19 protein-coding genes and 1 tRNA gene are annotated in these 19,152 nt (G+C 74.2%); 12 read left to right on the forward strand and 8 right to left on the reverse strand.

Translation table 11 applies throughout. The annotated features are described in order from the left end of the window. Nucleotides 1-8 precede the first annotated feature (8 nt). Together ACIRJT_RS00975 and ACIRJT_RS00980 are read left to right on the forward strand one after the other, a co-directional pair. On the forward strand, nt 9-1,133 hold the full coding sequence (locus ACIRJT_RS00975) for an acyl-CoA dehydrogenase family protein (protein ID WP_403902850.1): 1,125 nt from the start codon (nt 9-11) through the stop codon (nt 1,131-1,133). Further along, nucleotides 1,130-2,179 carry a Zn-dependent alcohol dehydrogenase gene (locus tag ACIRJT_RS00980; RefSeq protein ID WP_403902853.1) on the forward strand — a complete coding sequence of 350 codons (1,050 nt, stop codon included), beginning with the start codon at nt 1,130-1,132 and terminating at the stop codon, nt 2,177-2,179. Before ACIRJT_RS00975 ends, ACIRJT_RS00980 begins: the two co-directional genes overlap by 4 nt. A 10-nt stretch (nt 2,180-2,189) precedes the next feature. Here ACIRJT_RS00980 and ACIRJT_RS00985 read toward each other — a convergent pair whose 3' ends face one another. Further along, entirely contained in the window at nt 2,190-3,224 is a 1,035-nt protein-coding gene (locus tag ACIRJT_RS00985; RefSeq protein ID WP_403902856.1) for a GlxA family transcriptional regulator, read from the reverse strand. A 73-nt stretch (nt 3,225-3,297) separates the two neighbouring features. On the opposite strand from ACIRJT_RS00985, the gene ACIRJT_RS00990 reads away from it, so the two are divergent. From ACIRJT_RS00990 to ACIRJT_RS01000, 3 genes are all read left to right on the forward strand, one after another. Next, nucleotides 3,298-4,683: an MFS transporter gene (locus ACIRJT_RS00990; protein WP_403902859.1), complete on the forward strand. Its 1,386-nt coding sequence runs from the start codon at nt 3,298-3,300 to the stop codon at nt 4,681-4,683. Further along, the gene (locus tag ACIRJT_RS00995; protein WP_403902862.1) at nt 4,680-5,135 is read left to right on the forward strand and encodes a DUF2809 domain-containing protein; all 456 of its coding nucleotides are present in this window, start codon (nt 4,680-4,682) and stop codon (nt 5,133-5,135) included. The genes ACIRJT_RS00990 and ACIRJT_RS00995 overlap by 4 nt, the downstream gene beginning before the upstream one ends. Before the next feature lie 226 nt (nt 5,136-5,361). Next, complete coding sequence (locus ACIRJT_RS01000) at nt 5,362-6,693, forward strand: MFS transporter (protein ID WP_403902865.1); 1,332 nt, start codon at nt 5,362-5,364, stop codon at nt 6,691-6,693. A 127-nt stretch (nt 6,694-6,820) separates the two neighbouring features. On the opposite strand, the gene ACIRJT_RS01005 is transcribed toward ACIRJT_RS01000, so the two are convergent. Next, nucleotides 6,821-7,411: a TetR/AcrR family transcriptional regulator gene (locus ACIRJT_RS01005; protein ID WP_403902868.1), complete on the reverse strand. Its 591-nt coding sequence runs from the start codon at nt 7,409-7,411 to the stop codon at nt 6,821-6,823. Nucleotides 7,412-7,492: 81 nt separating this feature from the next. Between ACIRJT_RS01005 and ACIRJT_RS01010 the strand changes: the two genes are divergently transcribed. Beyond that, a complete protein-coding gene (locus ACIRJT_RS01010; protein ID WP_403902871.1) occupies nt 7,493-8,509 on the forward strand; it encodes a saccharopine dehydrogenase in 1,017 nt (338 codons plus the stop codon). Nucleotides 8,510-8,593: 84 nt separating this feature from the next. Here the strand turns inward: ACIRJT_RS01010 and ACIRJT_RS01015 are convergent, their stop codons facing one another. Beyond that, nucleotides 8,594-9,193, reverse strand: a complete 600-nt coding sequence (locus ACIRJT_RS01015) for a flavin reductase family protein (RefSeq protein WP_403904384.1) — start codon at nt 9,191-9,193, stop codon at nt 8,594-8,596. Nucleotides 9,194-9,271: 78 nt separating this feature from the next. Continuing rightward, entirely contained in the window at nt 9,272-9,874 is a 603-nt protein-coding gene (locus ACIRJT_RS01020) for an HPP family protein (protein WP_403904387.1), read from the reverse strand. Between the two features lie 185 nt (nt 9,875-10,059). On the opposite strand from ACIRJT_RS01020, the gene ACIRJT_RS01025 reads away from it, so the two are divergent. Next, nucleotides 10,060-10,674, forward strand: a complete 615-nt coding sequence (locus ACIRJT_RS01025) for a CGNR zinc finger domain-containing protein (protein WP_403902874.1) — start codon at nt 10,060-10,062, stop codon at nt 10,672-10,674. Nucleotides 10,675-10,698: 24 nt separating this feature from the next. Here ACIRJT_RS01025 and ACIRJT_RS01030 read toward each other — a convergent pair whose 3' ends face one another. Further along, nucleotides 10,699-11,286 carry a CGNR zinc finger domain-containing protein gene (locus ACIRJT_RS01030; RefSeq protein WP_403902877.1) on the reverse strand — a complete coding sequence of 196 codons (588 nt, stop codon included), beginning with the start codon at nt 11,284-11,286 and terminating at the stop codon, nt 10,699-10,701. A gap of 162 nt (nt 11,287-11,448) precedes the next feature. Here ACIRJT_RS01030 and ACIRJT_RS01035 point away from each other — a divergent pair, with 162 nt between their 5' ends. Next, nucleotides 11,449-11,904 (forward strand): VOC family protein, encoded by a 456-nt coding sequence (locus ACIRJT_RS01035; RefSeq protein WP_403902880.1) that lies wholly within the window; start codon nt 11,449-11,451, stop codon nt 11,902-11,904. A gap of 63 nt (nt 11,905-11,967) precedes the next feature. Next, nucleotides 11,968-12,903 (forward strand): pyridoxamine 5'-phosphate oxidase family protein, encoded by a 936-nt coding sequence (locus ACIRJT_RS01040; protein ID WP_403904389.1) that lies wholly within the window; start codon nt 11,968-11,970, stop codon nt 12,901-12,903. Nucleotides 12,904-12,931: 28 nt separating this feature from the next. Here ACIRJT_RS01040 and ACIRJT_RS01045 read toward each other — a convergent pair whose 3' ends face one another. Together ACIRJT_RS01045 and ACIRJT_RS01050 are read right to left on the reverse strand one after the other, a co-directional pair. Beyond that, the gene (locus tag ACIRJT_RS01045) at nt 12,932-13,807 is read right to left on the reverse strand and encodes an enoyl-CoA hydratase/isomerase family protein (protein WP_403902883.1); all 876 of its coding nucleotides are present in this window, start codon (nt 13,805-13,807) and stop codon (nt 12,932-12,934) included. Beyond that, entirely contained in the window at nt 13,798-16,026 is a 2,229-nt protein-coding gene (locus ACIRJT_RS01050; protein ID WP_403902886.1) for an acetate--CoA ligase family protein, read from the reverse strand. Before ACIRJT_RS01050 ends, ACIRJT_RS01045 begins: the two co-directional genes overlap by 10 nt. Nucleotides 16,027-16,229: 203 nt before the next feature. Here ACIRJT_RS01050 and ACIRJT_RS01055 point away from each other — a divergent pair. The 3 genes from ACIRJT_RS01055 to ACIRJT_RS01065 all read left to right on the forward strand — a co-directional run bounded on the left by ACIRJT_RS01055 (nt 16,230) and on the right by ACIRJT_RS01065 (nt 17,897). Then, nucleotides 16,230-16,303 (forward strand) — tRNA-Met (locus tag ACIRJT_RS01055). A gap of 154 nt (nt 16,304-16,457) precedes the next feature. Further along, nucleotides 16,458-17,324, forward strand: a complete 867-nt coding sequence (locus tag ACIRJT_RS01060; RefSeq protein WP_403902889.1) for an NAD(P)H-binding protein — start codon at nt 16,458-16,460, stop codon at nt 17,322-17,324. 69 nt (nt 17,325-17,393) lie between these two features. Further along, on the forward strand, nt 17,394-17,897 hold the full coding sequence (locus tag ACIRJT_RS01065; protein ID WP_403902892.1) for a hypothetical protein: 504 nt from the start codon (nt 17,394-17,396) through the stop codon (nt 17,895-17,897). Nucleotides 17,898-18,073: 176 nt separating this feature from the next. Here the strand turns inward: ACIRJT_RS01065 and ACIRJT_RS01070 are convergent, their stop codons facing one another. Then, on the reverse strand, nt 18,074-19,081 hold the full coding sequence (locus ACIRJT_RS01070) for an AraC family transcriptional regulator (RefSeq protein WP_403902895.1): 1,008 nt from the start codon (nt 19,079-19,081) through the stop codon (nt 18,074-18,076). Nucleotides 19,082-19,152 lie beyond the last annotated feature (71 nt).

Genomic DNA, 19,152 nt, shown 5'->3' on the forward strand with positions numbered 1-19,152 from the left:
GAGGCAGCATGGACTTCCGTACCGAGGCGCGCACCTGGCTGCACAGCCATCTCGCCGACACCCCCGCCCCCGACCCCCACGCCTGGGAACGCGAGCTCGGGCGGGCCGGGTGGATCGGGATCGGCTGGCCCGGTGAGGACGGCGAGAGCTACGGCAACCGCCGCGCCACCCTCGCCCAGCAGGTCGTCTGGGCCGAGGAGTACGCCCGCTCCACGGCCCCCGCCCGGATCGGCCACATCGGGGAGAACCTCCTCGCCCCGACGCTGATCACGTACGGCACCGAGGAGCAGAAGCGGCGCCACCTGCCCCCCGTCGCCCGGGGCGAGACGCTGTGGTGCCAGGGGTACAGCGAACCGGGTGCGGGCTCCGACCTCGCCGGGGTGCGGACCGCCGCCGTGCCGGACGGGGCGGGCGGTTACGCCGTGACCGGGCAGAAGATCTGGACCTCGCTCGCCCTGGACGCCGACTGGTGCTTCGTCCTCGCCCGCACCGACCCCGGCTCCACCCGCCACCACGGGCTGTCGTTCCTGCTGGTGGAGATGGACCAGCCGGGCCGGATCGAGGTGCGGCCGATCCGGCAGCTGACCGGGACCAGCGAGTTCAACGAGGTGTTCCTCGACGGGGCGCGGGCCGCCGAGGTCGTCGGGGGCGAGGGCAACGGCTGGCAGGTGGCCATGGGCCTCCTCGCCCTGGAGCGTGGGGTGTCCACGCTCGCCCAGCAGATCGGGTTCGCCGAGGAGTTGGACCGGGTGGTCGCCGCCGCCGTGGCGAGCGGGGCCGCCGAGGACCCGGTCATCAGGGCCCGGCTGGTCCGGCAGTGGGCGGAGCTGGACACCATGCGCCGGCACGCCCTGCGCACCCTCGGCTCCACCGGCGACCCGGGCGCGCCCAGTGTGGCGAAGCTGCTGTGGGGCGGCTGGCACCAGCGGCTCGGCGAACTGGCCGTGCGGGTCGCGGGCGAGGCGGGGGCGGTCGGCCCCGAGCCCTGGTCGGAGCGGCGGCCGTACGAACTCGACGACGCACAGCACCTGTTCCTCTTCAGCCGGGCCGACACCGTCTACGGCGGCTCCGACGAGATCCAGCGGAACATCATCGCCGAGCGGGTGCTCGGCCTACCGAGGGAGCCCAGATGAGAGGCGTCGTCTTCGACGGCACACGGACCGAGGTCGTGGACGACCTGGCGATACGGGACCCGGGCCCGGGGGAGGTGCTGGTGGCGGTCGCCGCCGCCGGACTCTGCCACAGCGATCTGTCGGTGATCGACGGCACGATCCCCTTCCCGGTCCCCGTCGTGCTCGGCCACGAGGGCGCGGGCGTGGTGGAAGCGGTCGGGCCGGGCGTCGGTCACGTGCGGCCCGGGGATCACGTCGCGCTCTCCACCCTCGCCAACTGCGGGGCCTGCGCCCAGTGCGACCGGGGGCGGCCGACCATGTGCCGGAAGGCCATCGGGCGGCCGGGGCGGCCGTTCTCGCGGGGCGGGAAGCCGCTGTTCCAGTTCGCCTCCAACTCCGCGTTCGCCGAACGCACGGTGGTGCGGGCCGTCCAGGCCGTGAAGATCCCGGACGACCTGCCCCTCACCTCGGCCGCCCTGATCGGCTGCGGGGTCCTGACCGGCGTCGGGGCCGTCCTCAACCGGGCGAAGGTCGGCCTGGGCGACACCGTCGTGGTCATCGGGACCGGCGGCATCGGGCTCAACGTGCTCCAGGGGGCCCGGCTGGCCGGCGCGCTCACCGTCGTCGCCGTCGACAGCAACCCGGCGAAGGAGGCGGTGGCCCGGCGGTTCGGCGCCACGCACTTCCTGACGAGCGCGGAGGGCGTGCGCGACGTCCTGCCCGACGGGGCCGACCACGCCTTCGAGTGCGTCGGCCGCACCGAGCTGATCCGCCAGGCGATCGACCTCCTCGACCGGCACGGGCAGGCCGTGCTGCTGGGCGTACCGGCGGCGAGCGCCGAGGCGTCGTTCCTGGTCTCCTCGATGTACCTGGACAAGTCGATCCTCGGCTGCCGCTACGGCTCCTCGCGGCCGCAGCGCGACATCGCCCTGTACGCGGACCTCTACCGGGAGGGCCGGCTGCTGCTGGACGAACTGGTCACCGAGACGTACCCGGTGGAGGACTTCGCCAAGGCGGCCGACGACGCGCACCACGGGCGGGTGGCCCGGGGGGTCCTGGTCTTCTGACCCGTGTCATCTACGGGCGCCCCTGGACCGGGGTGCGAGGGCCTCGGGGCGCGGTGTCCGCGGAGGCCCGGAACGTACGCCGGTAGGCCGTCGGCGGCACGCCCAGCGCCGCCTGGAGGTGCTGGCGCAGCGAGGTCGCCGTGCCGAAGCCCGCGTCGCGGGCCACCTGGTCGATGGACAGGTCCGTCGACTCCAGCAGGTGCCGGGCCCGCTCCACCCGCTGCTGGGTGAGCCACTGTCCGGGGCTGATCCCGACCTCCTCGCGGAAGCGGCGCGTGAACGTCCGTACGCTCATCGCGTCCTGCTCCGCCATGTCCCGCAGCAGGATCGGCCGGTCGAGCCGGGCCAGCGCCCAGGCCCGGGCGCCGGTGGTGGTCGCGAACTGCGGCTCGGGGACGGGGCGGTGGATGTACTGGGCCTGCCCGCCGTCCCGGTGCGGGGGCACGACCGTGCGGCGCGCGATCTCGTTCGCGACGGCCGTCCCGTGGTCGCGTCGCACCAGGTGCAGGCAGAGGTCGATCCCGGCGGCGACCCCTGCGGAGGTGAGGACGTCGCCGTCGTCGATGAACAGGACGTCCGGGTCGACGCGGACCTGCGGGAAGGTCCGCTGGAAGTGGTCGGCGGACGACCAGTGCGTGGTGGCGGGGCGGCCGTCGAGGTAGCCGGCCGCCGCCAGGACGTAACTGCCGGTGCAGATGGAGACCATCCGGGTGCCGGGCCGGACCAGGGCGAGCGCGGCGGCCAGCTCCTCGGTCAGCCGGCCCTCCTCGAAGACCGGGCCCAGCTCGTAGGAGGCGGGGACGACCACCGTGTCGGCGGTGGCGAGCGCCTGAGGGCCGTGCTCCACGAGGATGGAGAAGTCGGCGTCGGTCCGCACCGGGCCCGGCGGGCGGACCGAGCAGGTCACCACGTCGTACAGCTTCCCGCCGTCCCTGCCCTTCCCGCCCGCCTCCGTGCCGAGGCTGCGGCCGAAGATCCGCTGCGGAATACCCAGCTCGAAGGGGAGCAGCCCGTCGAGGGCCAGTACGACGACGCGGTGCTGCACGACGGCCTCCTCGAAGATCACAGGACATTGCGGTAGTGGTATAGACCACAAGCTGGTACAGGTTAGCGACGTGATGGAGAAGCCGACAGAGCGCGCGTCCATTCCCGACGCCGCGTGCGACACCCGAACGACCCCGAACCCGCTCCCGAGTCCCCTCGAGAACCCGCTTCCGACGCTGCCCCCGCTCGAACCGGGCGGACCGGGCGGCCCCGCCGGGACGGGCCTGGGCGCCGGATCCTCCTTCGGTTCCACCCCCGGCCCCGCGCGGCTCTGGAACCGCAATTTCCGCTACTTCTTCGTGGCCCGCACGGTCGCTCTCTTCGGTGACGGCATGATCCCGGTGGCCCTGACCGCCGGGCTGCTGGGCGCGGGGCGGCCCGCCTCCTCGGTCGGCTTCGCGCTCGCCGCCTGGATGGGGCCGCTGGCGGTGTTCGTGCTGTTCGGCGGGGTGCTCGCCGACCGGTTCACCCCACGCCGCATGATGATCATCGCCGACGCCCTGCGGCTGATCGGTGCCTCCGTGCTGGCCGTGACCTTCGCGACGGGCAACCCGCCGCTGTGGGCGGTGTACGTCCTCAGCTCGGTGGCCGGCGTCGGCGCGGCGCTCTTCCAGCCGGGCGTCGCCTCGACGGTGCCGCGCGTCTCCACCGACGTCCAGCGCGCCAACGCCGTCCTGCGGGTCGCCGAGGCGCTGATGACCATGGCCGGGCCCGCCTTCGCCGGGGTGCTCGTCGGCCTCGCCAGCGCCGGCGCCGTCTACGCGGCGAACGCGGCGACCTTCGCGGTCTCCGGGGCCTGCCTCTTCCTGATGCGGCTGGCCCCGGCCCCGCACGACGACGCGGCGCGCGGCACCTTCGCCGCGGAACTGGTCGACGGATGGCGGGAGTTCCGGGCCCGGTCCTGGCTGTGGGGGGTGATCGCGGTCTGGACGGTGTACGGCTTCGCGGTCCTCGGCCCGATGCTCCCGCTGACCGCCGTCCTGGTCACCGAGGCGCACGGCTCGGGGGCGTACGGGATGCTGATGGCGGTGAACGGGGCGGGCAGCGTCGTCGGGGGACTCCTCGCCCTGCGGCTGCGCCCCTCGCATCCGCTGGCGGCCGGGGCGGTGGCGCTGCCGCTGGTGGCGGTGAGCCTGCTGGTGCTGGCGCTCGGGATGCCGCTGCCGGTGCTGGCGGCGGGGCAGTTGCTGGCGGGCGGGTCGGCCGCGTTCTGGCTGGTGATGTGGTCCACGACGGTCCAGACGCACGTCCCGCCGGAGGCCCTGAACCGGCTGCACGCGTATGACGTGGCGGGCTCGCTCCTGATGGTCGCGGCGGGCCGCGCCCTGGCGGGGCCGGTGGCCGAGGCGGTCGGGGCGCCCGAACTGCTGGTGGCGGCGGCCGTGATCAACATGGGGGTGGTGGCGGTGCTGCTGGTGGCCCGGCCGATCCGGCAGCTCAAGAGGATCGGGCTCGGATGAGGCCATCGGCGCGGCCCCCGGCGCGTACGGTTCGCGCCGCCGGGGTCCGCGCGGTCGCGGCGGCGGCGGCCGTCGTCACCGTCGCCGCGGGCCTGGCCGTGCGCGCCGGAGCGGACGGCGCCTTCGCCAAGTACGCGGGGAGCGCGCTCTACACGGTGCTGCTCTGCACCCTCGTCGCCTTCTGCGCGCCCCGCGCACGACCGGCCGTGGTGGCCCTGGCAGCGCTCGGCCTGAGTTGGGCGGTGGAGTTCGCGCAGCTCACCGGCGTACCGGGGGAGTTGTCGGCGCACAGCACGGCGGCCCGGCTGGTGCTCGGCTCGACCTTCAACGCACCGGACCTGTTCTGGTACGCGGTGGGCGCGGCGGCGGCCTGGTCCGTCCACGCCGGGACCCGGCGGCTCGCCACCGCTTCTTCAGCCGGGCCCGCTCCTCGGCACCCCGCAACTCGATGACCTCCAGGGCGTGGGCGTCGGTCCGCCTGCGGACCGTACCGGCGACGAACAGGGCCGCGCCCAGCACCGGGAGAGGCCGCGCCGGTCCCTCGGCCCCGCCGACCGGCGACGGCGATGCCACGTGCGGGGTTCCGGCCCTCCGTACGCCGGAGCGTGGCCCGATTCCTGCGAACCATGTCCCTCAGGCCACTCGTGGCGAAGGGCACGGACCAAGAAGCTGGTCCACGTGACCGAGACCCTCGACAGCGCCGCCCTGGACGACCGGCGGCCGCCCCGCGAAGCCCGTCGGGGACCCCGCGTTCCCCGCGTCCACCGGGCGTGGCTCGTCGCCGCAGTCACCTTCGTGACGATCATCGGCGGTGCGGCGTTCAACTCCCTGCCCGGGCTGCTCATCAACCCGCTCCACGACGAATTCGGCTGGTCCCGGGGCGAGATCGGGCTCGCGGTCTCCATCGACATGGCGCTGTACGGGCTGACCGCGCCGTTCGCCGCCGCGCTCATGGACCGCTTCGGCATCCGGCGGGTCGTGGCGATCGCGCTGACCATGGTGGCGGCCGGGGCGGTCGCCAGTGTCTGGATGACCGCCTCCTGGCAGCTGATGATCTACTGGGGCCTGCTGGTCGGGCTCGGCACCGGGTCCATGGCGATGGCGTTCGCCGCGACGGTCACCGACCGCTGGTTCGTGACCCGTCGGGGCCTGGTCACCGGCATCCTCACCGCGGCGGGGGCCTCCGGACAGCTCGTCTTCCTTCCGCTCTGCGCCTGGATCGTCGACCAGCACGGCTGGCGGCCCGCCTCGGTCACCGTCGCCCTGGCCGCCCTCGTCGTCGTCCCGTTCGTCTGGCTCCTGATGCGCGACCACCCGGCCGATGTGGGGCTCGCCCCGTACGGCGGGGAGTTCGTGCCCAAGCCCGCACCGGCCCGGGGCGCCGCGCGCCGGACGGTGCGGGTGCTGTTCGACGCGGCCCGCACCGGCCCGTTCTGGCTGCTGGCGGGCGCCTTCGCGATCTGCGGGGCCTCCACCAACGGCCTGATCCGCACCCACTTCGTGCCGTTCGCCCACGACAACCACATGCCCATCCCCGTGGCGGCCTCGCTGCTCGCGGTGATCGGGGTCTTCGACATCATCGGCACGATCATCTCCGGCTGGCTCACCGACCGCTTCGACGCCCGCAGGCTGCTCGCCGTCTACTACGCGCTGCGCGGGATCTCCCTGCTGTTCCTGCCGCTGCTGATCGGCCCCGATGTGCGGCCCCCGATGATCTTCTTCATCGTGTTCTACGGGCTGGACTGGGTCGCCACGGTCCCGCCGACGCTGGCGCTCTGCCGCGAGCAGTACGGCGAGGACAGCGCGATCGTCTTCGGCTGGGTGCTGGCCTCGCACCAGGTGGGCGCGGCGGTGGTGGCGTTCCTCGGTGGGGTCGCGCGGGATGCCTTCGGCCGCTACGACGTGGTCTGGTACGCGGCGGGGGCGCTGTGCGCCATGGCGGCGTTGATGTCGCTGGTGATCCGCAGACGGACGGCCGGGGCGGGAGCCGGTCTCCGGCGCTCGCCGTGATCCCGCCGCCGTCCGTTCCTTCGCCGAGGCGGTCGCGCGGTACGGCCGGGCCCACGACGGCCCCGCCCGCCGGCGAGCAGCACGGCGCGGGCGGTCGGGGCGTGCCCCGGCTCGTGCCCGGGTGAGGTCAGTGGCCGGTCCGGGGGTCGATGCTGCCCATGATCAGGTCGGTCAGGGCGGCGACCGCGTCGTCGGCGGACGCCCGTCCCCGGTTCAGCTCGGCGGCCATCGCCTCGGCCGCGCCCAGCACACCGACGCACCGTAGCCGGAGGGCTTCGGGAGTGAGCCCGGAGTGCCGCAGCAGCGCGGCGGCCATCAGGTCCGTGTACCTGTCGAGCATCTCGCGCTGGACCGCTTCCATCTCCGGATTCCCTTTCAGCGCGGCGGATACGGCGGCGAGTTCCGGCATGTCCGTGGCGCAGGCGAAATACGCGGTGCCGGTGAGGCGGGCGACCTCGGCGGCGGTGGGTTCGGCCTCCTGCAACGCCTGTGCGATCGCGGCCCGGTGACGTTCGTCGAGGCGTCGGTAGAGCGCGAGCAACAGGCCGGGGCGCGTGCCGAAGTGGTCGTACACGATCGGCCTGCTCACCCCGGCCGCCTCCGCGAGGGTGACCAGAGTCAGACCGTCGGTGCCCTGGTCGCGCACGATCGCCACGGCGGTGTTCAGCAGCTGCTCCCGCCTGGCCTGCTTGGGCAGGCGGGTCGAGGTGGTGGCCATGATCCTCCGTTGTGTCGCGCCCCAGACTATGTTACAAAACGTAGGCTACAAAATGTAGCTTAAGGGAAGTGGGGACCCGCGATGGGACAGTTGAAACCGGTACTGATCTTGGGTGGTTCGGGGCAGGCGGGCTCGGGGACCGCCGCGCTCCTGCGGCAGTGGCACCCGGGGCTGCCGCTGGCGATCGCGGGGCGCGATATCGGCCGCGCGCAGCGGGTGGCCGACGGACTCGGCGCCGCCACGGCCGTCACCATCGACCTGCGGCGCAGCGATCTCGGCCTTCCGGCCGGGCACGGCCACCGCTACTCGGCGGTGGTCGCCGCACTGTGGGACGACCGCCTGAACGGGCTGCACTACGCACAGGACCACGGGCTGCCCTACCTCAGCATCTCCAGCGGCCTGGTGGAGATCGCGCCGGAGGTCGTCGCGGGCGCACGGCGGGCGAGCGCCTCGTCGATCCTGGTGGCGAGCCACTTCTGCGCCGGCGTCGTCGTCCTCGCGACGTTGGGGCTGGCCGGGGAGTTCCGCCGGGTCGACACCGTCCGGATCGGCGCCGTGCTGGACGAGCTGGACACCGGAGGGCCCGCGGGGGCCGCTGATCTGGAGCGGTGGTCCACCGCCACCACGGCGGGGACGGTGCGCCGGGACGGCGTCTTCACCTGGGTCAACGGCCCCGACGCCCAGGCGGATGTGCCCCGAGCCGACGGCGTCGCCCTGCCCGGCCGGAGCATCGCCATCCTCGACGTACCGAGCCTCGCCCTCGCGACGGGCGCACCGAACGTCCGTTTCGACATGGCCGTCGGTGAATCCGCGGCCCGGCACCGCGGCGGCCGCCCTTCCATCGAGATCCGGATCGACCTGGAAGGGGCAGGTCCAACGGGTGCGCCGCTCAGGACGAGCCGCTACCTCGTCCACCCCGCAGGACAGCGTCCTCTGACCGCACTCGGCATCGCCCTCGGTGTCGAGCGGCAGCTCGGTCTGCGCGGCGAACCCGTCCCGCCGGGCATCCGCACACCCGAGACCCTGCTCGACCCGGCCTACGTGGCCGAGCGGTTGGCGGAGATCGGCGCCACCTTCGTCGACGCACCCCCCAGCTGACCGAAAGGCCGGAGCGGGCGGTCGCGGGCCGTTCTCGACCGAACCCCGCCGAAGGTCCGGGATCAGCGGCTGAACCGGCCGGGATCAGCGGCTGAACCGGCCGAACGTCCCCCGGTGGAACAGGAGGGGCTCCCCCTCGTCCGCCGCCCCCAGCGCCTCCACCCGGCCGACCACGATGAGGTGGTCGCCGCCGGTGTGGACGGCGTGGACGCGGCAGTCGATCCAGGCGGGCACGGAGTCCAGCAGCGGGGAGCCGGTGGCCGGGGCGGCCCCGTGGGTCACCCCCGCGAACTTGTCGGCGCCGCTCACCGCGAACCCCCGGCACAGCGCGCCCTGTTCCGCTCCGAGGATGTTCACGCAGAACGCCCCGGCGCGGGCGATGCGCGGCCAGGTCGTCGACGTACGGGCGACCATGAAGGACACCAGTGGCGGGTCCAGCGACAGCGAGGCGAAGGACTGGCAGGCGAAGCCCGCGGGGCCGTCCGCGTCGCGCGCGGTGATCACGGTGACGCCGCTGGCGAAGTGGCCCAGCACGCGCCGGAATTCGTCCGGGGCCACGGGCAGCCGCTCGTCGTCCCGGACGGCTCTCAGGTCCGGCCGGGGCAACGCCTCGGGCGGCGTCCCCGGTGCGGCTGTCGTGGCGGCGCCGACGGACCTGAGGTACCGGACGGCGGTGGCGGCCATGCCTGCGTGTCCCATCACGGGAACATTAGAACTGACGATACGTCAGATGTGAAGGCCTCCTGCCGTCGAGGGTGGCGCCTACCACCAGTAGGCCGGGTAGGGGGCGGCCCCGGAGCCGCTCTTTCCGGAGCGGCCGCCCGCGCGCGCGGCCAGGAAGCCGGCGCCCGTGATCAGGGCGGTGGCCAGGAGCAGCAGGAGGAGGAACGTCGTGGCCGCGGGCTGGGTCAGCACGACGATGACCGCGGTGGCCGCGGCGGGGGAGTGCGCGGTGCGGGTGAGCGCCATCGCCCCGATCGCGAGGCCGCCCGCGACCGCGGCGGCCCAGGTCGATCCGCCCGCGACGGCGAGCGTCAGGAAACCCACGACGGCCGAGACGAGCTGCCCGCCGATGACGCTGCGGGGCTGGGCCAGCGGCAGCGTGGGGGCGGCGAAGACCAGGGCGGCGCTGGCCGCGAGCGGCGGTATCAGCATGGGGTGGCCGAGCAGGACGCCGACGGCCACGAGCAGGACCAGGGAGACCGAGCCGCCGAGCGTCGCCCTGGCGATGACCGTGAGGGGCGGGCGGGTGGGCGCCCTGCTCGCCGGCAGGGCCGCGACCCGGCGTGCGGCGGAGGCGAGACGGCGCGCCGCGACCGGACGGGGTGCGCAGGGGTGGGGCGCGGCGAGCTCGGGGGCAGGCATCTCGGACACAGGGTTCCTTCCTCGGCGGTCAACTAACGCATGGAGAGGTATTCTCGCATTAGCTCAGCCGGGAGTGTTCCGCGGATGTGTACGGGCGTGTGGCGAAGAGCGGGTTCTCCCCGGCCGGGGCCCGGGGCAGGATGGGGGGCGTGGACAAGAGCGACGTGGACGGACGGGGGTGACCGGTGGCCGGTGAACTGCCGCTCTCGGGCGAGCCGTTGCCTCTGGACCTGGTCAACACCACGTATGTGAGGGGCGGGATGCGGGGGCGCCGGGTGGACGCGCTCGCCGCCGGGCCGCGGGCCGTGGGCGTCTGGCTGGCCGCGCGGCGCGACCGCTTCCCGGACGCCCTGGCGGAGAGGCTGAACGGGGTGGAGTCCGTCCCGCCCGTGCGGTATCGGGAGTTCCTGGAGCTGCGCGGGGCGCTGCGGTCGCTGGCCGCGGCGCGTACGTCCGCGGCGCCCCCCGGCGCCGGCCCGCTCGCCGTGGTGAACACCCTCGCGCGATCGGCCGCGCACTGGCCGGAGTTGGTGCCGGGGCCGGACTTCCGCTCCGTGGTCCGCACCGCTGCGGACGACGTCGGCAGGGAGGCCCTCGGGGAGATCGCCGCAGCTGCCGTGGACCTGTTCGCGGGCCCGGTCGCGGAGCGCCTGCGAGCCTGCCCCGCACCGGGCTGCATCCTCTACTTCGTCCGGGCCCATGCCCGCCGGGAGTGGTGCACGGTGGGCTGCGGCAACCGTGTGAGGGTCGCCCGCCACAGCAGGCGCGCCCGGGACGGCGGGCTGGTGCGGGAGGTGTAGGCGCGACGGCGCGTAGGGGCGGTTTCAGGCCCCGGAGCGCCGGGCGTAATGGCGCTGCGCCTTCGCGCGGTTGCCGCATCCCGCCATCGAGCACCAGCGGCGCGTCCCGTTCTTGGAGACGTCGTAGAAGTGCAGCACGCAGGCGTGGTTCGCGCAGGGGCGGATGCGGTCGGGCCGGTCCGCGACCAGGTGCAGCCAGTTCTCCGCCGCGTACCACGCCGGGGCCCAGGACGGGTCGTCCACCTCCACCGCCGACGCCGGCGCCCCTTCGGGCCCCAGTGTGCGGCGGATGCGCCCGTGGGAGAGGACCTCGTTCAGCCGGTCGGCGCTCTCGGGGGTGGCCGGATCCTGATGGGCGGCCGAGGCGGCCAGGGTGTCGAGCGCCGTCCGGGCGAGGAGTAGCCGGTCCAGCGTGACGCGGTCGGCGGCCGGGGCGGGGGCGAGCCCGAGGTGCCCGCGTACCGGAGGGCTGTTCAGCCAGACGGCGAGGCCGGCCACGGATTCCAGCAGGTCGTGCGGGCCGTCCCCGTCGATCCAGCGGGTGTTGAGCAGGTCGAGGGCGAGCGGCTCGCCGGTCAGCGGCCGGGGGTCCGCACCGGGGGAGTGCGACACGGCTGGGCTCCTTCTGTCACGCGGGAGGGGGGTGACTGCTCGTTCAATCATAACCAGCCAAATGAAGATCACCGGTTGACCTGGGTCAAATCTAACCCTCAAGATTGAGTTCAGTGGTTACAGGATCACCTCGCGACCTCGACCGAAGGAGTGGGATCGATCATGGGCAAGGCGAAGAATCTTCAGACCGGCCACGTCGGGCTCAACGTCACCGACCTGGAACGCTCGGCCGCCTTCTACCGCGAGGTCTTCGACTTCGAGGTGCTGGCCGAAGGGAAGGACGCCGATCGCCGCTGGATCTTCCTGGGGCGCGGCTCCCGACTCCTGGTGACCCTGTGGCAGCAGAGCGAAGGCACGTTCGCGACGGCCCTTCCCGGTCTCCACCACCTCTCGTTCCAGGTGGACTCCGTCGAGGAGGTCCGGGCCACCGAAGAGGTCCTGCGCGGGCTGGGTGCGGAGTTCGTCCACGAGGGCGTCGTGCCGCACGGCGAGATCGGCACCTCGGGCGGCATCTTCTTCACCGACCCCGACGGCATCCGCCTGGAGGTCTACGCGCCGACCGGGGCCGACCCTGCCGACGCCCCCACCGCAGGCGCTCCCACCTGCGGCTTCTTCTAGGGCCTTCGGGCATCCAGGCGTTCGGACATGCAGACATCGGCAGAAGGGCAGGCGGGCGGGGTCATGAGCGGATATCACCGGGGCGAGGTCGCCGTGCAGGAGAGGGCGGGTCTCGCCCGGCGGGCGGTGAGCGCGGGGCGGGCCATCCGCTCCGACATCCCCGAGGTGGCGGCGGACTTCCTCGTCCGGCAGCCCTTCCTGGTGGTGGGCGGCGCGGACGAGCGGGGGCGGATGTGGGCGACCCAGCTCACCGGCGAACCGGGATTCCTGAGCGTTCCCGCGCCGGACACCCTGACCATCGAGGCACTGCCGCCGCCCGGCGACCCGTTGGCCGCTGTGCTGTCCGGCGCCGGAACGGGCGGGGCCGCCCCCGCCCGGATCGGCATGATCGGCATCGAACCGGCGACCCGGCGCCGGATGCGGATGAACGGCCGGGCGGTCCGGGACGGGAACGGGCTCCGCGTCGACCTCGACCAGGCCCTCGGCAACTGCCCCAAGTACATCCAGGTGCGCCGCCACCGCCGGATCGCGTCGGGCGAGGAGGCCGGTCAGCGGCTCGCGGTCACGGACGGCGACGCCCTGAGCCCCGCGCAGCAGGAGGCACTGCGGACCGCCGACACCTTCTTCGTCGCCACCGCGTCCGACCGGGGCGACGCCGACGCCTCGCACCGGGGCGGCAACCCGGGATTCGTCCAGGTGCTCACACCCCGGCTGCTGCGCTGGCCCGACTACGCGGGCAACGGCATGTTCCTGACCCTGGGCAATCTCGAACTCAACCCGGCCGCCGGTCTCCTCGTGCCCGGCTGGGATTCCGGGGCCTCCCTCCATCTGACCGGCTCCGCCCGCACCGTCTGGGACGGGGACGCGGTGGCGCGGGTCCCGGGTGCGGAGCGCCTCGTGGAGTTCGAGGTCACCGCCGTACGGGAGATCGCCGCCGCCTCCCCGCTGCGCTGGTCGGACCCCGAATTCCACCGGTTCAACCCTCCGGTGGCCGGCTGAACCGATCCGCACGGCCGGGGTGCCCCCCTCAGCGGCCCCGGTACTCCGGCGACCGGCGCTCGACGAAGGACGCCACGCCCTCGTTGGCGTCGCGCGTGGTCATGTTGATCTCCTGGGCGGCGGCCTCGGCCGCGAACGCCGCGGCCCGGTCGCCGTCCAGCGAGGCGTTCACCAGCTGCTTGGTCAGGGCGAGGGCCCGGGTGGGGCCCACCGCCAGCCGGCCCGCCCACTCCTTGGCCAGGGCCTCCAACTCCCCGCCCGGAACCGTGCGGTTGACCAGCCCCAGCCGCTCCGCGTCCGCCGCCGGCAACGCGTCCCCGAAGAACATCAGCTCCTTGGCGCGCTGCGGCCCCACCAGCCGGGGCAGCAGATACGCGCCGCCGCCGTCCGGGACGAGCCCCCGGCGTACGAAGACCTCGATGAACTTCGCCGTGTCGGCCGCCAGGACCAGGTCGCACGCGAACGCCAGATGCGCGCCGATCCCGGCCGCCGTCCCGTTGACGGCGGCGATCACCGGCTTCTCGCAGTCCAGCACGGCGGCGATCAGCCGCTGCGCGCCGAGCCGGATCGTGCGGGCGACGTCCCCGGGGACCCGTTCGCCCGCCGGGGCCGGGGTGCCGCGCAGGTCGGCGCCCGCGCAGAAGCCCCGACCGGTGGCGGTGAGCACGACGGCCCGTACGGCGGGGTCGGCGGAGGCCTCGGCCAGCAGGTCGATGATCCGCTCCCGCTGGTCCCAGGTGACGGCGTTCATGGCCTCGGGCCGGTTGAGGGTGATCCACGAGACGCCACCGTCGAGGGAGTGCAGGACCGTCGCGTCCCGGGTGCCGGGCTCTGCCGCGTCCCGGGTGCCGGGCTCTGCCGCGTCCCGGGTGGCGGGCTCTGCCGCCTCCCCGCTCACCGGCACACCGCCAGCGCGTCCAGGGCCACCGCGCCCTGCCCCCGGCCCAGCACCACCAGCGGGTTGATGTCCAGCTCGGTCAGGTCGTCGCCCAGCTCCAGGGCCATGCGCTGCACCCGCAGCACCACTTCGACGAGGGCGTCCACATCGACGGGCGGCCCGCCGCGCACCCCCTCCAGCAGGGCCCGGCCGCGCAGCTCGCCGAGCATGTCCCGGGCCTGCTGCTCGCCGAACGGCGGCACCCGGACCGCCGCGTCGTGCAGCACCTCCACCAGGACCCCGCCGAGCCCCACGGTGACCGTCGGGCCGAAGAGCGCGTCGTGGGTCACCCCGACCATCATCTCGACGCCCCGGTCGATCATCTGGCAGACCAGGATGCCGTCCAGGTCCACGGACTCGTACCGGGCGATGTCGGTCAGCTCGCGGTAGGCGTCGCGGACCTGGCTGGCCGAGGTGAGGCCGACCTTCACCAGGCCCAGCTCCGTCTTGTGGGCGAGCCGGGGCCCGGAGGCCTTCATCACCACCGGGTAGCCGACCGGGCCCGCCGCCCGGACCGCCGCCGCGGCACTGGTCACCAACTGCTCGCGCGGCACCCGGATCCCGTACGCGCGCAGGAGTTGCTTCGCCGCGTGCTCGCTGAGCTGCTGTCCCGGCCGCAGCAGGCCCCGCGCCTTGCGGAAGGAGGGCGACGGGGTACGCGGGGCGTCATCGAAGGGGGAGCGGTAGCGGTCGGTGAAGCGGTGGTGGTCCAGATAGGCCTTCACGGCGGTGACGCAGTTGCGAGACGTACGGAAGGTGGCGAGGCGGGAGGAGCCCAGCAGGGTGGTGCGGTAGGCGTCCTCGGTGCCGACGGGGGAGCCCCAGATGACGCAGACCAGCTTGTCGGTGGCCTCCGCCGCGTCCGCCAGGTCCTGGGCGAGCCGGTCGCTCATCGGCGGGAAGGGGCCGGTGATCGGGCAGATCAGCACCCCGACCGACGGGTCCGCGAGGATCGCGTCGATGATCTTCCGGCCGCGCCAGTCGCCGACCGGGTGGCCGCCGTTGTCGATGGGGTTGGCGACGTTCAGGTAGTCGGGTATCCAGGTGTGCAGCTCGTCCTGCTTCTCCGGCGACAGGACGGGCAGCGAGAGGCCCGCAGCCGTCGCCAGGTCCGCGAAGTGCGCGCCGGTGCCGCCGGAGATCGAGTACACGGCGACCCCCTCGGCCCGCGGCGGCCGGGCGCGGGCCAACAGGGCGGCGGTGTCCTGGAGTTCGTCCAGGCCGTTCACCCGGATCACCCCGAACTGCCGCATCGCCGCGTCCACCACCTCGTCCGCCCCGGTCAGCTTGCCGGTGTGCGAGGCGGCGGTCCTGGCGCCGGCCTCCGTGCGGCCCACCTTCACGGCGACGACGGGGACCTTGGCGCGGGCGGCCCGGTCGGCGGCGAGCAGGAAGGCGCGTCCGTCCTTGAGCCCCTCGACGTAACAGGCGATGGCCCCGACCTCGGGGAGCTGGGCGAAGTACGCGAGGAAGTCGGCGGTCTCCAGATCGGCCTCGTTGCCCGTGGGGGCCCAGTGCGAGAGCCGGATGCCCAGCTCCTGGAGGGCGTGGAGCGGGCGGCCCTGGTGCCCGGACTGGGTGATCAGGGCGATGGCGGGGCCCTGAAGGTCCTCCCGGAACCTCTCGAAGGCGTTCAGGTTGGTGTTCGGCCCGAGCAGGCGCAGCCCGGAGTGCGACGCCGCCGCCGCCAGCCGGGCCTGGGCCTCCGCGCCGGCCTCACCGGTCTCGGCGAACCCGGAGGCGAAGGCGACGGCGAAGGGCACCTTGGCCTCGCCCAGCTCCTCGATCACCGGGAGCGGGTCCGCGACCAGCAGGACCGCGAGGTCGACCGGCCCGGGCGCGTCGGCGACCGAGGGGAAGCACTCCCGGCCGAACACGGTCCGCCGGGTCGGGTGCACCGGGTGCAGCCGGGCCCCGACCCGGTCGGCCCAGGCGATGAGCTGCCGGGTGATGCCGGTGTTGGGGCGGCCCTCGGCGTCCGAGGCGCCGACGACGGCCACGGACCGGGGCCGGAAGAAGCGGTCCAGGTCGGGCACGGTCAGGTGCAGCGGTCGCCCGCTGACGTCGAGACCGCCCCGGGCCGAGGCCGTCGGCAGGCTGACGACGGCGGCGTGCGGCTCCTCGCCGCAGGCCACCACCCGGGCACGGAAGTCGGTGGTGAGGGTGCCGTGAGTCGATCCAAGCATCGTTCCGCCCACTCCTGCTCGATGGCCCACCGGTGAACCGGCGGGGCCGGCCAGTTAGCTGACACTCTGTCAGTTTACTGAACTGACGCTGCGTCAGGAATGGGTGTGCAGGCAAAGGCTCGTGCGGACGCCGGGCGGTGGTGCCAGCGGAGCCCCTCGTGGTCACGGAGAGGCATTCCGTGGCGTAGGGTGGTGTTTACCGACGCGGGGTGGAGCAGCTCGGTAGCTCGCTGGGCTCATAACCCAGAGGTCGCAGGTTCAAATCCTGTCCCCGCTACTGAAGAACACGACCGAGGCCCGGGTCCCTGTGGATCCGGGCCTCGCGCGTTTCCCCGGTGGCACGCCGAGTGCCGCCTCCGCCGGACGTTCGGACATCCCTCCCGGTCACTGAACCATGGGCGGGGGCCGCCCCACCGGGCGAGGCTGGTGCCATGACACAGACAGACACGACCTCCGCGCAGGAACCCGTACTCGTGATCGGCGGCACCGGCAAGACCGGCCGCCGGGTGGTGGCCCGGCTCCGTGAGCGGGGAGTGGGGACCCGGGCGGCCTCGCGGTCCGGCGACACCTCGTTCGACTGGGCGGACCCCACCACCTGGGCGGCCGCCCTGGACGGGGTCGCCACCGTCTACATCACCCCCCTCGACACCTCGCCCTCCCCGACACCCGCCTTCGTCGAACAGGCCGTCGCGAGCGGGGTGCGGCGGCTGGTGCTGCTCTCGGCCCGGGGCGTGGACGTGCCCGGCTTCTTCGGCCCCGGTTACGAGGACGGCGGCCCGCACGGCGAGGGCGAGCGGGCCGTACGCGCCTCCGGGGTGACCTGGACGATCCTGCGGCCGGGCTGGTTCGCCCAGAACTTCAGCGAGGGCGTCTTCCTCGACGGCGTACGCGGGGGCGAACTGGCCCTGCCCACCGGGGACGGGAAGGCCGCGTTCGTGGATGCCGACGACATCGCGGAGGTGGCCGTCGCCGCGCTCACCGAGGACGGTCACGCGGGCCAGGAGTACGGACTCTCGGGCCCCCGCGCGCTCGGCATGGACGATGTCCTGGACGAGATCGCGAAGGAGACCGGGAAGCGCGCCGCGTACGTCCGCGTCGACTCGGACGCCTTCCGGGCCGGGCTCGTCGCCCAGGGCTACTCGGACGTGGAGGCCGGCCTCTGGACCGACGCGCTGTACCCGATCATCACGAGTGGGGAGGCGCCCGTCCTGGACGGCGTGCGCCGGGCGCTCGGCCGGGAGCCGCGCGACTTCGCCGCGTTCGTCCGGGACGCGGCGGCGCGGGGCGCCTGGGACTGAGCCCCCGGCGCCGGGGGCCGATTTCCCGATTCGGACGTGCCGGTGGCCGGCGGTTCGTATCCTTCGCACATGCGTGCTGGGTGGGCTGGATGGGTGGGAGCCGTTCTGACGGCCGGGCTGGTGCTGTGCTTCGCCTGGGGTCTGGCCGGGATGGTGGACGTGGGGTGCGACTGGGACGCCAAGGGCTGCGGTGTCCCGGAGGGGGGCGGCAAGTTCTTCGCCGCGTTCATGGCCGTGCCCTGGGCGCTGGGAATCATTGTCAAGGCGGGGCTCTACCGCGGGGACTGGCGCCGCACCCTGGGCTTTCCGGCCGGAGCGGTTCCGGGGGCGGCGGTCGCCCTGGGCATGGGCACGTCCGGCGGCCACTGGATCGTGGCGTCCGTCCTCGTGCTGATCGGCGCCCTCGTTCCGTGGCTGGTCCGGTACAACACCGACCCGGTCCGCGGGGTCAGGCTCCAGGAGCGGGCGCGCCGCGCGCAGGAAGAGCGACGGGAGCGGGCGCGGGTGCGGAGGAGGGAGCGGAGGAGGGAGCGCCGTCGCGAGCAGCGCCGGAGTCGGAGCAGCGCGACGTGACGGCAGCCGGCCCGCCGCCCCTCTCGTGGGCCCGCCGCCCCTCTCGTGGGCCCGTGGGCCCTCTCGTGGGCCCGTGGGCCCTCTCGTGGGCCCGTGGGCCCGTGGGGCGCTCACCCCGTTGGGGCGCCTGCCGGCCGCACTCTCACCCCGCCCGGGGTGGCCTGCCGGCTGGACTCTCACCCTGCCGGGGCGGCCGTCTCCACCGGTCCGGCGGCCGCGGCCGCGCGCCGGAACGCGGTCGGGCTCTCGCCGCGCAACCGCTTGAACGCCGCGCTGAAACCGAACGCGTCCGCGTAGCCGACCCGCCGGGCCACGGCCGCCACCGTCAGCTCCGGTCGGGTCAGCAGGTCGGCCGCGAGCGTCATCCGCCATGCGGTCAGATAGGCCACCGGGCCCTCCCCGACCAGCTCGGTGAACCGCTTCGCCAGGGTCGTCCGGGAGACCCCCGCCCGGACCGCCAGCTCCGCCGTCGTCCAGGGGTGCGCCGGGTCCCCGTGCATCGCCCGCAGCGCCGGCCCCGCCACCTGGTCGCCGAGCGCCCCGTACCACCCCGGCGGATCCGCCTCCGGCCGGTCGAACCAGTCGCGCAGCGTGCACACCAGCAACCAGTCCAGCAGCCGGTCGAGCACGATCTGCTCGCCCGGCCGTCCGCCCCCGATCTGTCCCTCCAGGAAGTCGCGCAGCGGCGCGCAGTCCTGCTCGTCGGGCACCACGAGGGCCGGCGGGAGCGCCTGCAGGAGCCGCTGGGGCACCTGGGCCCGTACGTCGTAGGTCGCCGCCAACAGCACGGTGGGAAAGCCGGAGCCGGGACCGGGGCCGGACTCGGAGCCAGGACCGGAGCCGTAGCCGGAGCCGGGACCCGGTCCGGGCGCGGGTGCCGTGTTCGGGGCCGCGCCCCTGCCCACCGCGCGCACGCCGTCGCCCCGGCCCGTCCCCGTACCGTTCTCCGGGTCGTCGGTGAAGACGAACGGGGCCGGGCCGCGGACGATCGCGGCCTCGCCGACCCTCACCCGCAGCGGCTCGCCGCCCTCCGGCACGATCCACCCTCCGCCCCGCATCGGCAGGCACAGGGTCAGATACGCCCCGTCGGTGAACCGCACCGACCACGGCGCGCGCAGCACCGAACGGCCGAACACCGCGCCACTGCCCCGCACGCCCCGCAACAGCTCGTCGAACACGTCCATGACGCAACTGTAGGCAGCGTCGCCCGCGCCCCGGACGCTCACCTATGCACAGCGGACGGACGCCCATGGGC

This window comes from Streptomyces sp. NPDC102283 (assembly GCF_044766265.1).
Classification (GTDB): Bacteria; Actinomycetota; Actinomycetes; order Streptomycetales; family Streptomycetaceae; genus Streptomyces.